This window comes from Spirosoma horti (assembly GCF_054776595.1).
The window spans coordinates 46,838-60,696 of record NZ_BAAHBQ010000013.1; the positions used below are offsets into that span (position 1 = coordinate 46,838).

Annotated in this window: 18 protein-coding genes; 13 read left to right on the forward strand and 5 right to left on the reverse strand. The window is 49.0% G+C overall.

Annotated elements, in window-relative coordinates; translation table 11 throughout:
* Positions 1-69: 69 nt before the first annotated feature.
* From sufD to ACYVAM_RS29720, 8 genes are all read left to right on the forward strand, one after another.
* Positions 70-1,395: a Fe-S cluster assembly protein SufD gene (gene sufD, locus ACYVAM_RS29685; RefSeq protein ID WP_461073786.1), complete on the forward strand. Its 1,326-nt coding sequence runs from the start codon at positions 70-72 to the stop codon at positions 1,393-1,395.
* An 87-nt stretch (positions 1,396-1,482) separates the two neighbouring features.
* Positions 1,483-2,400, forward strand: coding sequence for an esterase-like activity of phytase family protein (locus ACYVAM_RS29690; protein ID WP_461073787.1), 918 nt, complete (start codon positions 1,483-1,485; stop codon positions 2,398-2,400).
* 97 nt (positions 2,401-2,497) lie between these two features.
* Positions 2,498-3,736, forward strand: coding sequence for a SufS family cysteine desulfurase (locus tag ACYVAM_RS29695; protein WP_461073788.1), 1,239 nt, complete (start codon positions 2,498-2,500; stop codon positions 3,734-3,736).
* Positions 3,737-3,754: 18 nt separating this feature from the next.
* On the forward strand, positions 3,755-3,976 hold the full coding sequence (locus ACYVAM_RS29700) for a hypothetical protein (RefSeq protein ID WP_461073789.1): 222 nt from the start codon (positions 3,755-3,757) through the stop codon (positions 3,974-3,976).
* The gene (locus ACYVAM_RS29705) at positions 3,973-4,242 is read left to right on the forward strand and encodes a type II toxin-antitoxin system RelE/ParE family toxin (protein ID WP_461073790.1); all 270 of its coding nucleotides are present in this window, start codon (positions 3,973-3,975) and stop codon (positions 4,240-4,242) included. The genes ACYVAM_RS29700 and ACYVAM_RS29705 overlap by 4 nt, the downstream gene beginning before the upstream one ends.
* 2 nt (positions 4,243-4,244) lie before the next feature.
* Positions 4,245-4,673: a SufE family protein gene (locus ACYVAM_RS29710; protein ID WP_461073791.1), complete on the forward strand. Its 429-nt coding sequence runs from the start codon at positions 4,245-4,247 to the stop codon at positions 4,671-4,673.
* Positions 4,674-4,681: 8 nt separating this feature from the next.
* On the forward strand, positions 4,682-4,993 hold the full coding sequence (locus tag ACYVAM_RS29715) for a DUF59 domain-containing protein (protein ID WP_046576286.1): 312 nt from the start codon (positions 4,682-4,684) through the stop codon (positions 4,991-4,993).
* 71 nt (positions 4,994-5,064) lie between these two features.
* Positions 5,065-5,496: a BrxA/BrxB family bacilliredoxin gene (locus tag ACYVAM_RS29720; RefSeq protein WP_461073792.1), complete on the forward strand. Its 432-nt coding sequence runs from the start codon at positions 5,065-5,067 to the stop codon at positions 5,494-5,496.
* Positions 5,497-5,557: 61 nt separating this feature from the next.
* Here the strand turns inward: ACYVAM_RS29720 and eboC are convergent, their stop codons facing one another.
* Positions 5,558-6,439 carry a UbiA-like protein EboC gene (gene eboC, locus ACYVAM_RS29725; protein ID WP_461073793.1) on the reverse strand — a complete coding sequence of 294 codons (882 nt, stop codon included), beginning with the start codon at positions 6,437-6,439 and terminating at the stop codon, positions 5,558-5,560.
* A gap of 61 nt (positions 6,440-6,500) precedes the next feature.
* Positions 6,501-7,433, reverse strand: a complete 933-nt coding sequence (locus tag ACYVAM_RS29730; RefSeq protein WP_046576288.1) for a TatD family hydrolase — start codon at positions 7,431-7,433, stop codon at positions 6,501-6,503.
* Between the two features lie 240 nt (positions 7,434-7,673).
* Here ACYVAM_RS29730 and ACYVAM_RS29735 point away from each other — a divergent pair, with 240 nt between their 5' ends.
* Together ACYVAM_RS29735 and ACYVAM_RS29740 are read left to right on the forward strand one after the other, a co-directional pair.
* The gene (locus ACYVAM_RS29735) at positions 7,674-8,348 is read left to right on the forward strand and encodes a DUF4136 domain-containing protein (protein ID WP_461073794.1); all 675 of its coding nucleotides are present in this window, start codon (positions 7,674-7,676) and stop codon (positions 8,346-8,348) included.
* Between the two features lie 6 nt (positions 8,349-8,354).
* Complete coding sequence (locus tag ACYVAM_RS29740; protein ID WP_461073795.1) at positions 8,355-9,017, forward strand: porin family protein; 663 nt, start codon at positions 8,355-8,357, stop codon at positions 9,015-9,017.
* Positions 9,018-9,125: 108 nt separating this feature from the next.
* On the opposite strand, the gene ACYVAM_RS29745 is transcribed toward ACYVAM_RS29740, so the two are convergent.
* The 3 genes from ACYVAM_RS29745 to rpsU form a co-directional block, all read right to left on the reverse strand.
* Positions 9,126-9,800, reverse strand: coding sequence for an EboA domain-containing protein (locus ACYVAM_RS29745; RefSeq protein WP_461073796.1), 675 nt, complete (start codon positions 9,798-9,800; stop codon positions 9,126-9,128).
* Positions 9,801-9,826: 26 nt separating this feature from the next.
* Positions 9,827-10,747, reverse strand: a complete 921-nt coding sequence (locus tag ACYVAM_RS29750) for a tyrosine-type recombinase/integrase (protein WP_461073797.1) — start codon at positions 10,745-10,747, stop codon at positions 9,827-9,829.
* 254 nt (positions 10,748-11,001) lie between these two features.
* Positions 11,002-11,199 (reverse strand): 30S ribosomal protein S21, encoded by a 198-nt coding sequence (gene rpsU / locus ACYVAM_RS29755; protein ID WP_046576296.1) that lies wholly within the window; start codon positions 11,197-11,199, stop codon positions 11,002-11,004.
* Between the two features lie 58 nt (positions 11,200-11,257).
* On the opposite strand from rpsU, the gene ACYVAM_RS29760 reads away from it, so the two are divergent.
* From ACYVAM_RS29760 to ACYVAM_RS29770, 3 genes are all read left to right on the forward strand, one after another.
* Positions 11,258-12,184 (forward strand): Ppx/GppA phosphatase family protein, encoded by a 927-nt coding sequence (locus ACYVAM_RS29760; protein WP_461073798.1) that lies wholly within the window; start codon positions 11,258-11,260, stop codon positions 12,182-12,184.
* A 114-nt stretch (positions 12,185-12,298) separates the two neighbouring features.
* Positions 12,299-13,294, forward strand: coding sequence for a bile acid:sodium symporter family protein (locus ACYVAM_RS29765; RefSeq protein WP_461073799.1), 996 nt, complete (start codon positions 12,299-12,301; stop codon positions 13,292-13,294).
* A gap of 118 nt (positions 13,295-13,412) precedes the next feature.
* Positions 13,413-13,856, forward strand: a complete 444-nt coding sequence (locus ACYVAM_RS29770) for a MarR family winged helix-turn-helix transcriptional regulator (RefSeq protein WP_461073800.1) — start codon at positions 13,413-13,415, stop codon at positions 13,854-13,856.
* Positions 13,857-13,859 lie beyond the last annotated feature (3 nt).

The following is a 13,859-nucleotide window of genomic DNA, read 5'->3' on the forward strand; positions in this document are numbered from 1 at the left end:
GAATGATAAATGAGAAATGATGTCAACCCCGTCATCCTCATTCAGCATTCATCATTTATCATTCAAAAAATGACTCCCTCTTACGCATCTTATAACGATTTTAAAGAGCAGTTGCTGGCGTCTTTTCGGGACAACGAAGAGCGCATGAACGGCGAACGAAAATCGCCTTTACACCAGCTTCGACGGTCGGCTCTGAAACAGTTTGAGCAATTGGGCTTCCCAACAATTCGGCACGAAGAGTGGAAATACTCGAACGTGAATGGCCTGCTCAAAGAGGAATTTGGCCTCGATACCACGTCTACGCTAACGGCCGAAGACCTTAGCCCACTTGAAATACCGAATCTCGACGGTAACATTCTGTATTTTATCAACGGCATTTACCATCCAGAACTGTCGCGAATCGTTAGCCCGGCCGATCAGGTAACCATCACCAGTTTTGCCGACGCGATAAAGAGTGACCCTGAGTTTATGGACGCTCATTTTGCCAGCTATGCCGATTATCAGGAAAGTGCATTTACTGCCCTGAACACCGCGATGGCCAGCGATGGCGTTGTTATTCGGGTTCCTAATAACACCACAGTTGAGCAACCTATTATCCTGCGTTTCATCACCGATACCCGGGAGAAAAATATAGCTTCCCAACCTCGTAACCTCGTAGTTGTTGGTAAGAACGCCGAAGTGATGATGGCTGAGTCTTACCGGACATTGGGCGAGAAAACCAGCTTTGTGAACGTCGTGACGGAAATCGTACTCGAACGCGATGCCCGGATGCAGTATTACAAAGTGCTGAACGAAACGGAGAAAGCCTACCATATTGGCACCACGCAGGTGAGCCAATCCGATAATAGCCACTTCTACTCGGCTTCGATAACGCTCAACGGTAGCTTTGTTCGGAATAACCTGAACATTGTGCTGAATGGCCAACATGCCGAAGCCTTCATGTATGGCTTGTACATGCCCAACGGCCGCCAGCACGTCGATAACCACACTCTTGTGGATCACGCCATGCCCAACTCGTACAGTAATGAACTTTACAAAGGCATTCTGGACGATAACAGTACGGGCGTGTTCAACGGTAAAATCTTCGTTCGGCCTGACGCGCAGAAAACCAACGCCTACCAATCCTGTAAGAACGTGGTGCTCTCACTAGGCGCTTCAATGAATACGAAGCCGCAACTGGAGATTTATGCCGACGACGTAAAATGTTCACACGGTACTACAACTGGCCAGCTTAACGACGATGCGTTGTTTTACATGCGTTCGCGGGGTATTCCAAAAGATGAAGCCCGGACGTTACTGCTCTATGCCTTTTCGCAGGACGTTCTGAGCCAGATAAAAATTGTGCCCATCCGTGAGTATCTGGAAGGAGTGGTTCGCGAAAAATTGACGAAATAAGATCTGTTCCGTATTTATTTTGGTGGTGCCAGATTCTCAAGTTTTGGTGGTGTCGGGTTCTCAAACCCGACACCTTTTTTATTTCCCATGCGACTTCTCCACCTACTTACCTGTTTATTGCTCACCTGCTACACGCATGCGCAGGGGGTTCGGTTTTCCTTCGAGGGTGATTCGCTAACGATCCCCTTCGTGCGCGACAGTCTGCGGGGAATATCAGGGCTTGAGATTATTCCGAGTACTGGCGAGTGGCACCTGGTCAGCGACCGGGGCTGGCACTTCACCTTTTCGAACATCAGAACCATCCGTGATTTGGGCGATAGTACTCATCTGATAAACGCACAAAAAACGCCCTACTGGTTCGAAAGCGTCCGGTTCAACCCACAGATCAGTACCTACTTCTGGACCGACGAACACGAATATGTTACATCTGTTCAATATGGTCAAACCCTGCGCGACAGTGCTGCACAGGTCTTGTTGAAACTACCATTACCCGGCCCCAATAAAGGGCTCGAAGGATTGGCCTTAACGCCATCGGGGGCACTCTGGGTAGCGCCCGAAGCCGGTTGGGAGGGTCAAACCCGTATGCGTCAGGATACCATCACTTTTTTTCGATACCCAACTCCGCTCGTGTCAGATCCGATTGTGGAGCGGTATGCCTACCCCATCGATCGATGCCCCTTTGCGCAGGGTGAAGAACGTGTTGGCGGTATTTCGGACATCGTAGCGGTGGATGAGAACCGGCTGCTGATACTGGAACGGTGTTACGATGCCGCCCAAAAACGGGTAACGGCCAATTTATATCTGGCAACGCAGGATCGGCGCACCCGCACGTTGCGCAAAGAGCTGGCTTTCGATTTTAACCGCCAGTTTCCCGGCACTGTCTGTAATCTGGAAGCCATGGCCTGGCTCGATGAGCAACATCAGACGCTGGTTGTCATGGCCGATGATAATTTTCGGATCAACAAGACCCTGCGAAATCAGGTCATCGTTTTGAAAAGACGGTAGTATTTACACGAACCTAACAGCCCTTTATTTACGTTTTAGAAATAACCTTTGAGGTGAATGGCTCAATCAATCAACCTCTTTTCGACACGAACACACTATGCAGTCAGCGATAGAAACTACCCTCGATATTCAGCAGATCCGCCGGGATTTTCCCATACTCGATCAACAGGTGAACGGTCGTCCGCTGGTTTATTTCGATAACGCAGCAACGAACCAGAAGCCAACGGCGGTAATCAATGCGCTAACGGGCTATTATGAGGGGTATAATGCCAATATCCACCGGGGAATTCACCACCTGGCCGAAAAAGCGACAGCCGCCTTTGAAGCCTCCCGACGGGCCGTTCAGGAATTTCTGAACGCTAAACACTGGCAGGAGATTATTTTCACCTACGGCACCACCGATAGCATCAACCTGGTCGCGCAAAGTTACGGACGCCGGTTTTTGAAAGAAGGTGACGAGATCATCATATCGACGATGGAACACCATTCCAACATTGTTCCTTGGCAGATGCTATGTGAAGAAAAAGGGTGTATCCTGAAAGTTATTCCAGTAAACGACGCGGGTGAACTGATGCTGGATGAATACGAAAAGCTTCTGTCAGAACGCACCAAATTCGTTTCCTGTGTTCACGTTTCCAATTCACTCGGAACGGTTAACCCCGTCAAGACGATCATCGACAAAGCGCACGCAGTCGGTGCCGTTGTCTTGATTGATGGCGCCCAGGCCAGTTCGCACCTTGACCTCGACGTTCAGGCACTCGACGCTGATTTTTATGCCTTGTCGGCCCACAAGCTGTATGGCCCAACAGGTATGGGCGTTTTATATGGCAAAAAAGAACTTCTCGACTCAATGCCTCCTTACCGGGGCGGTGGCGAAATGATCAAGGAAGTCACTTTTGCCAAAACGACTTATAATGAGATTCCCTACAAATTTGAAGCGGGAACCCCCAATATTGCGGATGTTATTGCTGTAAAAACCGCCCTCAAGTACATGGCTGGTTTGGGCAAAGAGAACATCGCAGCCCATGAAAATGACCTGCTTCAGTATGCTACCGAGCAATTGAGCGAGTTGGATGGACTGCGTATTATCGGGCAGGCTAAACATAAAATCGGCGTCATCTCCTTTGTATTGGATGGCATTCACCACCAGGATACGGGCGTTATTCTGGATCAGCAGGGTATAGCCGTTCGCACGGGCCACCACTGTACGCAGCCGCTCATGCAGCGCTTCGGCATTGCCGGAACTACGCGGGCGTCATTTGCGGTTTATAACACCAGAGACGAAGTTGACCGGCTTGTAATAGGCTTACGACGGGTTCAGAAAATGATGTTGTGATCTCTAACCCTTACTGATATGTTCCCTGAGGAAATCTTATTGGACAAAAATCAAGTGCTCGCCAGCCTTAATGAACTCCCAGATAGGGTGTCTTCCGAAGATCTGATCGAGCGCATTCTGTTCATCAAATTGATTGAAAGTAGATTGCGCGAAACAGGCGCAACTCCCCACGAGCAGGTCATGCAGGAGCTTAGGGCGATCAAGCAAAAGAAGATGGCCGAATTAGGGAAGAAAGGATGATTGTTTGGAAAGAGTCGGCGAGAGAAGAAGTTCGAGAAACTTACGAGTATTTATTTGACCAGTCGATTGCGGTAGCTGACGAATTAGAGAAAAAATTAAACTTGATAGATCAATTTCCAGAAATGGGAAGAATGGTACCAGACTTCTATATTTCGTTTATCCGCGAAATATTTGTGGGCAGGTATCGATTGGTTTATAGCACACAAAGTGAGACGCCAACGATACTCGCTGTCCGTCCAATGGGCCGACCTTTAGGAAGAATCTAAGCATGACGATTAACGAGAAACAGGACGAGATTATAGAAGAATTTGACTTGTTCGACGACCAGCTCGACAAGACGCAATACATAATTGATTTGGGCAAAAAGCTACCGCCGATGCCTGAATCCCTTAAAACGGATGAGAACCGGATTATGGGTTGTCAGTCAAAAGTTTGGGTTGATGCTGAACTGAAAGACGGCAAACTTTATTTCTATGGAGATAGCGAACCAACTGCCCAGATTTCCAAAGGATTAGTTGGCCTTCTGATTCGGGTTCTCTCCGGTGAAAAACCTGAAGACATTGCCAATACTGATCTGTACTTTATTCCGCAGGTCGGTATGGGAAACCTGATTACATCGTTACGGGCTGGTGGCCTGGCGTCGATGATCGAGCGTATGAAAGCCTTCGGTCGCGCCTACACGGAAAAAACTAGTTAAGCATAGTCATGACAGACGAAGAATTAAAAGAACAAGTTGTACTGGCCCTGAAGGGTGTTTATGACCCCGAGATTCCGGTGGATGTGTATGAGTTGGGCCTCATTTACGACATCAAAATATTTCCGGTCAACAATGTATATATTTTGATGACGCTGACCTCGCCGTCGTGTCCATCGGCAGGCTCTATTCCGGCGGAAATTGAAGAGAAAGTACGCGCTATCGACGGTGTCAGCGATGTGAGTGTCGAATTGACGTTCGATCCACCGTATTCAACCGAGCTGATGTCGGAAGTAGCGAAACTGGAACTTGGCTTTATGTAAAAAAAACAGTCGTAGGCCATTCGCGATTTATAGCCTTACGACTTACTAACTTCGACTAAATTTAACCAATTATGTATCCTCCTCATTTGCTTATCCCCATGCGGGAAGACCTGACAAGCGTTGGGTTTGAAGAATTAACCACTGCTGAAGACGTGGTGAACACGATGGAAAACACCCCGGGAACCATGCTCGTTGTGGTGAACTCGGTTTGTGGCTGTGCCGCTGGTGCTGCTCGCCCCGGTGTGAAAGCTGCCCTGGCCGCCAGCGCGGTTAAACCAGACAAAATGGTATCTGTTTTTGCGGGTGGTGACCTGGAAGCTACCGCCAAAATGCGGGAGTACTTGCTGCCTTATCCGCCATCATCGCCGGCAATCGGCATTTTTAAAGATGGTGATCTGGTCCATTTCATCGAGCGGCACCACATCGAAGGCCGTTCGGCGCAGATGATTGCCCAACACCTCGAAATGGCTTTGGAAGAGTTCTGCACACCAGCAAACGCGTAACGTACTTATTGCAGAATCGGGTGGTCAGCACATCGAAAGATGTGGCTGACCACCCGATTTTTTATGTTACGGCAAAAATCTTGGCCAGAAACCGCGACAGGGGCAATAGGCAAAAGACCAGCATAGCCAGCGGAAACGACGCGAACGACGCCACCCAGGCTGCATTCATGACAATAAGCGATAACACGCCCGCCCGAACGGCAAGACCAATATTTCGTCCAATGGGCTCTTTTACAGCCCGCCAGAGTGGCGGAAAAATGTAATAGCCAAACAATAGCAGAAAGGGCAAAGCCGTACCCAACTGCTCCTGCCGTTGAGCCAGAGCCGCCACGCAGCCAATAACAAGGGCGTAAAGAATACCGGCAAATCGTAAGGTAGTCGGACTGCCTCCATGCACCTCGCCCCGGCTAATCATGGTAATGGCGGCAATATAGGCGATAGGCACGATACCTACCCAGGCCCAGGGCAGCACCTGATCGGGTAAGATACTGACGCCCAGCAGTAGATTCAGGCCCCGGCAAAGACCCATATTAACGGGGCCCAACCAATTGTGATGCTTCCCGAATCGGTCATATACGAGCGACGCCACACTGATCCCAATCGCCAGAAAGCCTGCCGTTTGGTTTACCAGAAATGAGCAGACAATGCCAATAGCCAGCAATATGATACCCAATAAAGTTGCTGTAGCTTTACGGATAACACCGCTGGGAATTGGTCGCTCAGGACGCTCGATGGCATCCAACTCCGCATCGAAAACATCATTGAACACAACCCCCCCACCATATAACCCAACGGTGGCCAGACAAAGCCATCCCACAGGAGCCGGAGCTGGGTCGAACACTTGAAAATAACCCGCAATAGCCATCCCCGCCAGCACATCGGCAACGGCCGTAACAAGGTTAGCCGGGCGGGTCAGGGAAAGAAGTGCTTTAAGATTTTTCAATGATGAATGATGAATGATAAGCGATAAGCGATTTTAAGTTCATCACTTATCGTTCATCATTCTATTTTATGATTGTTGATTCTTTATCTACTCTTGGTGCCTGTCCACCGCGCAGGATTGAACTTCCATTAAATCGCTGGCTCTGATCGACACCCATCGGCTGGGTAAGTTCGTCAAGGCTAAGCTGTCCACTTTGCGCAAAAGCCGTTATGGCATTGGTAAAGGTGACCAGTTTGATAGCTTCATCTGAAATACCACGTTGCTTCATTAAAGCGGCCGTTTTCGGCACGGCCAGCGGATCGCTGATACCCCAGTCGGCGGCTGAGTTGATCATAATCCGCTCCGGTCCATACTGCTTCACAATGTCAACCATCCGCTCATTTCCCATTTTGGTAAACGGATAAATGGTGAAGCCCGCCCAGAATCCCCGGTCCAGTACTTCCCGTACCGTTTCCTCATTATTGTGGTCGACAATCACCATCCCGGGCGCAATGCCGTGCTCAATGGCAATATCCATACTTCGGCTGGTTCCCTGCTTCTTGTCGCGGTGGGGCGTGTGAATCTGAACCGGCAGATTGGCCTCTTTAGCAAGTTCAAGCTGCGCACGGTAGTATTTGTCCTCAGCAGGTGTTTGATCATCGAAGCCAATTTCGCCAACGCCAACCACGCCTTCTTTATAGATGAATAAAGGCAGGATTTCCATAACCTGCTCGGCTAATTCTTCCTGATTTGCTTCTTTGGAATTCAACCCAATGGTGCAGTAGTGCCGAATACCGAACTGGGAAGCCCGAAACCGCTCCCATCCGACCAGGCTGGCAAAATAGTCGCGAAACGAATCTATACCCGTCCGGGGCTGACCTAGCCAGAAAGCCGGTTCAATCAGCGCCACCACACCCGCATCGGCCATAGCCTGATAATCATCGGTGGTCCGGGAGGTCATGTGAACGTGCATGTCGAAAAAGGACATGCCACGAATTGAATCCATAAAATCCATAATTGTACTACGTTAAAGGCATTAAGCAAGCGTCAATAGAATTGTAAAGTTCTGCAAAAAATAGCCCCTTTCTGCACGTTTTTTAGCAACATTTAATCAATCTCAATAAACTGTCACACTAGTCCATTCGTTTTATAGATAGAGTTTTCAAAGAGGCATACTCGCATTAGCCATAGCTGATACGCGTAGCGCGTAATTCTCTTCGAAAGCTCCACAACCAATCGTACAACAAATGCAACCATGAAGACGCATCATCAACGTAAAGTAGGAAAGTGGAAACTTGGGGCAGTTTTACTGCTTCTGGGCGTAGGCGGATTGACATCCTGCCGCGAAAACGCAGTCAATGACCTGAGCCCCGCCGATAGTCCGGTGTATATCACGAACTATGACCGCTCAGTTAACTTCGGCCAGTATAAAACGTTCAGTTTGCCCGACTCGGTCATTATTGAGTCGAACGATTCGTATAGCACTACCCAAACGGATGTTTCGAGCCGGTTCGTCACGAATGTAGCTAACGCGCTGACAGCAAAGGGGTTTCGGCGGGTTAATCGTGGAGAAAACGCCGATTTAGGCGTAGCTATTATTCGGGTCAATAACCAGTATACGGGGGTTGCCTCCGATCCGTACTCGTATTACTCAAACTACTGGGGTGGAGGATTTGGTGGCTTTGGCGGGTATGGGTATTACCCTTATTATCCCAGCTATTACACCTACCAGGTTACGGATCAATATTGGGAAATCCAGATTGTCGACCTGAAAAATCGGCCGGCAACGGGCACAGGCACAACACAAGCCCAGTTGAATGTCATTTATGATGCCACTATTCGCGGCACCGACATCACCGATCAGCAAGCGGTCGATACAGCCGTGACTGCTATTTTCAACCAATCGCCTTATCTGAAGGCCACTGAATAAGCACTTATGAAACCGATCATAGCTTTCATTGCCCTGATGGCGTTAACGACAACGACCCGGGCACAATATCAGAACGATAATAAAGGGAACTATACCTTCCCATCACCTTATCAGGAGTATGTAACGTTCAACATTTCGGCCCGGTATGGTGTCGCCTTTCCAATGGGCGGAACCCAGGGGTATATTGATAAGGTATCGCCAACAAATTTCGCGCTGGAGGGTGAATGGCTCTTTCCAAAGCGGTTCTCGATCGGCCTTAAAACAGGCTATCAATACAACAAGCAACGCCTTCCCCGGCAGGTTTACGAATACGAAAACCAGTCCATTTCGGCGGTTCAAACGCGTACGCTGTCGGTAATTCCAGCCATGGTTTCGCTGTCCTACTATTTTGCCGATAATGCCGCGGCTCTTCGGCCGTATGTGCAGTTTGCTGGTGGTGGTGCCTTTGTTGATTACACGAACTACTTCGGAACCCTGGCCGATCAGTCGAGTGGCTTCAAAGGCGCTATTGCACCGGCCATTGGGGTCAAATACTATGGCAAGCGCGAACAGGGGCTGGGTGCCGAAATTCAGGCTCAATATCAGAATGTGTTCTTTAATTATGACCTGTTGAAGAATAGCAGCCCTTCATTGATGCTGTCAGCGGGTATTTCGTACCGATTTTATTAGTTTGTAGTTTGACGTTTGTGGTTGACTAACGGACGAGTATTGCTTTCGCCCGTCAGCTAACCACAAACCGTAAACCACAAACTATAAAATAAGAACCAAAAATCGTACTCACATTAACTCCTCAATATGAGCGGGCAAACTACGCCCGGCAGCTCGGCGTTCGGCAGCATAATCGGCCAGCGTCTGAGACAGCCGGGCGTTTTTACGTTCCTGCAGGCCTGTGATCTGCGTCACATCCTTATCCGTAAAAAATGCTTTCATAATCAACTGGTTCCAGGCCGCTTCGCTAAAATAATCGGCGGGAAAAGGATTATGCAGCATGATGGCTGACTGTACATCGGCGATGTTATTGCGAATGCCTTCTGTAGCCTGAAACGTCCAGGCTTCGGGATACGCCAGCACGGGCAACGCTGAATAAAGCGCCACTAATTCGTTTAACTCGCCAGCTTTGAACAGTTCACTGATCGTTTTAACATACGTAGCCTGATCATCGGCCGGGAGTTGAAGCAACCACCAGACCCGCGCCAGCCGATCTAACGTCCAGCCCTCAACCGAAAATCCGGGACGTGTCCGTTGGAGCGTAAATTGAAGATCAGCGGGTATATCGATGGGTTGTTTGCCAACAAAGCGGGGAATAGCCGTAAACGTGCGATAGAATAGAGCGACTTGCTGCTTCTCGTTGAAGGCGTCAGCCTGCTGGTTGAGATAGCTTACGGCCTTTTCAGAATTTGGTTGCTGCTCGAGTAAGTAGAACAGCGTTTGACTCATTATAAGAATATTCATACCGTAACGCGGACGTCCAGCCCGTCTTAATTTTTCGCCTTCGGGTGAGCCTGATCGTACGTCTTTTTTAACTGTTCCAGGCTTGTATGTGTATAAATCTGGGTGGCGGCTAAACTACTGTGTCCAAGCAAATCTTTAATGGCATTTAAGTCAGCCCCCCGATTGAGCAAATGCGTAGCAAATGAGTGCCGCAAGACGTGAGGGCTTTTCTTTTCAAGTGTGGTAACCAGCGTAAGGTGCCGAGTCACAATGCGTTGAATCAGCATGGCATAGGCTGGAACACCTTTATCACTGACAATCAAATGCACCCGATCGGCCTGCCCCAGAAACGTTTCCTCTTTTAGTCGACTGTATTGCTGAATGAGCACAAACAGCGGATCGGTCAGGGGAATAATCCGGTGTTTGTTTCGCTTGCCCAGCACTGTGATGGTCTTTTCGTAGAGGTTTACATCAACTGTTTTCAGGCCCGTTAGCTCACTCAGTCGAATGCCCGTACCGTACAATAATTCGAGTACTAATTTGTCGCGGACTCCCTCGAAAGTATCAGGAAAATCGACATCGCTGAGCAACATGTCCATCGGCTTTTCCTCAACGTATTGCGGCAGTTTTTTGCTGGTTTTCAATGCCTGAATCTTCGACATTGGATCGACATCAATCACTTTTCGGCGGAGCAGGAAACCAAAGAAAGCACGTAATGTAGCGATCTTCCGGTTAACGGATGATTTATCGGCTTTCCCTTCTACCAGGCTCACAATCCAGGAACGAACGTGTCGAAAATCAGCAAGTTCGGGTTGATCGATGTTGCATTCGGTCAGCAGAAATAGACAAAACTGCTCTAAATCCTTTGTATAGGCCGTCAGAGTATGGTGGCTCAGTCGTTTTTCAAACCGAATGTGCTGCAGGAAATCTTGACCGCACGGCGGCCCGGCCGGATTTTGTTGATTCATTTGATTCCCCTGATTTTATAAAGCAAATCTACTCATCTTAATCTGATGAATCGGCTTAAAGTTACAATTCAAAAGATAGGAGCTAATGTTCATGGAATCAAACGAATCATAAAAAGCACGGTTCGGACAACAAAAAAAGCAGCAACCATTTCTGTTTGCTGCTTTTATGTCGTGTCATAGCATTTGGCGATTCATCATCGTTGACTGCGCATTCAACGATTCATCCACAACCAACTTCACACCACCAAACAAGTCTATTGTTCGGTGTGATTGCCGTACATGCGTTCTTTGTACGTGGCTTTAATGATCTCTGTGCGACGCTTGATGGATGGCTTCTGGAAAGCTGTCCGCGACCGCAACTGCCGCAACACACCCGTCTTCTCGAACTTCTTTTTGAAGCGTTTCAGGGCCTTGTCAATCGACTCGTTGTCTTTTACGTTAATGATAAGCATGTTCTAAATATTCTGTTTTAGCTAAAAACCGGACGGCAAAGGTAATAGATTTGCAACTATGAAACAAGCCATTATCGACTTAGGTACCAATACATTTCATTTGCTGATTGTAGAAAAAACAGGTTCTGCCTATACAACCCTGTTCCGGGAAAGCCTACCTGCCAAAATCGGGCAAGCGGGTATCAACCAGGGCTTCATTACCGAAGAAGGCATTGAGCGGGCACTTCAGGTGTTAACATACTTCCGGCAGGTGCTCGACCAGCACGGGGTTGATCCTGGTCAGGTGATTGCTACGGGCACAAGTGCCATTCGCGTTGCCCGCAACCAGGCGGCATTCATTGACCGCGTCCGGGAAGCAACCGGCATTCCGATTACCGTTATTTCGGGCGAGCAGGAGGCCGATTATATTTATCAGGGCGTTCGGGCAGCGGGCGCCTTGGATGAGGCCACTTCGCTGGTCATCGATATTGGTGGCGGTAGCGTTGAATTTATCCTGGGCAATCACTCAAGAACGTACTGGAAACAAAGTTTTGAAATTGGCGGACAACGTCTGCGTGAACGGTTCATGTCAACGGATCCGATTAACTCAGGTAGTATTCGTCGGCTCCACGACTATTTTCAGGAAAAGCTGCTGCCTCTGGCTAATGCGATCCACCAATACGAGCCTACGGTTCTGGTTGGCTCATCGGGCTCTTTCGATACGTTGGTCGATATGTGGTCTATGCACGAACACGGGCACCTGCCCGAACCTACTCAATCGTCGTTCACTTTGCCGATAGCTGAGTTTTATCGGGTCTATGAACTACTCATCACCCGGAACCAGGCTGAGCGGATGCAGATTCCCGGCATGATCGAACTGCGCGTCGATATGATTGTGGTAGCTGTTTGCCTGATCGACTACGTTCTGAAGACCTATGGCATTTCACAGATCAGAACGTCTACTTACTCCTTGAAAGAAGGCGTTCTGGCTTCGCTTCAAGATTAATTGTTGTACCAAACAGCCTGATCTATATTCAGAACGGGTAATTTTATCGATAGACGCACTTTTAGTTCCTGATACACATGCCTGTCACCCATCATCTGTCAGCCCGTTGAGGAAATGAAAGCCGAAACAAACGAACGCTCGTCCTACAGCAATTTAATTTATACGGCCCTCATTATTTCGGCCGTCGCCATTGCGCTCACGTTTCCGGAGCCATTCACCAAAATAGGCGATTTTCCGCTGAAGAAACTGATTGTGCCGCTGCTTCAGATCATTATGCTGGGCATGGGTACAACCATGTCGATCAAGGATTTTGAAGGGGTTATCAAGCAGCCAAGGGCCGTATTTGTGGGCGTCTCATGCCATTTTCTGATCATGCCGCTGCTGGGTTTTACGCTGGCGAATGTCTTCAAATTTCCGCCCGAAATTGCGGCCGGCGTCGTGCTGATCGGCTGTTCGCCCAGCGGGCTGGCCTCCAACGTGATGTGTTTTATTGCCAAGGCCAACGTGCCCCTATCCATCACCGTAACGACCTTGTCGACCCTGTTGGCCCCCTTCCTGATGCCTGCCCTGATGACGCTCCTGGCAGGCCAGTTCATTGAGATTTCATTCTTGAAAATGATGCTCGAAATTATGGAGATCGTCATCTTCCCCGTCATTATCGGGTTAGCCCTGAACCGTATTTTCCATAAGTCAGCCGTTATCTTAAACCGGATTATGCCCCTCATTTCGATGGCGGGTATCGTGCTGATTGTCGCTATTATTACAGCCGCCGGACGGGATAGTTTACTGACAGTAGGCTGGACATTGGCCCTTTGTGTTCTGATTCATAATCTGACGGGTTTCACATTGGGCTATTGGAGCGCCCGTATATTCGGGATGGACGAGCAGAGTTGTCGCACGGTAGCCATTGAAGTTGGCTTACAGAATGGCGGGTTAGCCTCGGGCATTGCCGTTCAGATGGGCAAAGTAGCCACTGTGGGCCTTGCGCCTGCCCTGTTCGGCCCAATTATGAACACTACCGGCTCACTGCTGGCTACCTACTGGAGCCAGCATCCACCTAAAGAGGTGCTGGATAACCAGCCAACGCCCATAAAGTCGGTGTCTTCTTAGAATAGTTGAGAAGAGCCCATAACTTCTGCTAAAAAAGCTATTGGGTGATTGATGAAGCCAATAGCTTTTTTCAGAAGCCTAAAGTTGCATATACAACTGCGACTTCTATCTTTACAACATGAACGCCGAGAATAACACGAACGACCGTAGCTCACCTGAAACCTATTGCGTTGCCGGTCGGTTGCGGATGCTGGCACGGGTCGTTACGGGCCGCTATAATGATGCGTTCGGGCCCGAAGGCGTTACGTTCGCACAGGCAGGCCTACTCATGCGCATTTTTGCTCAACCGGGCGTGCGGCAGGCGGAGTTATCGAAATTGCTTCAGATTGAAAAATCAGCCATGAGCCGCGATGTTCAGCTGCTCCAGAAAAACGGCTGGCTCACGGATAACCTTCGTAACGGCCTCTTCCTGACCGAAGAAGGCCGGGCATTAGCCAAACGATGCCACAAAATATGGAAAGTACTCAACGAACAGATTCGCCAGGAACTGGGCCCGGAGGCAATTGACGGCCTGACGGCTTTTTCGGCGAATGTGCTGACTAAACTTTTGCCAACTGATTGATCT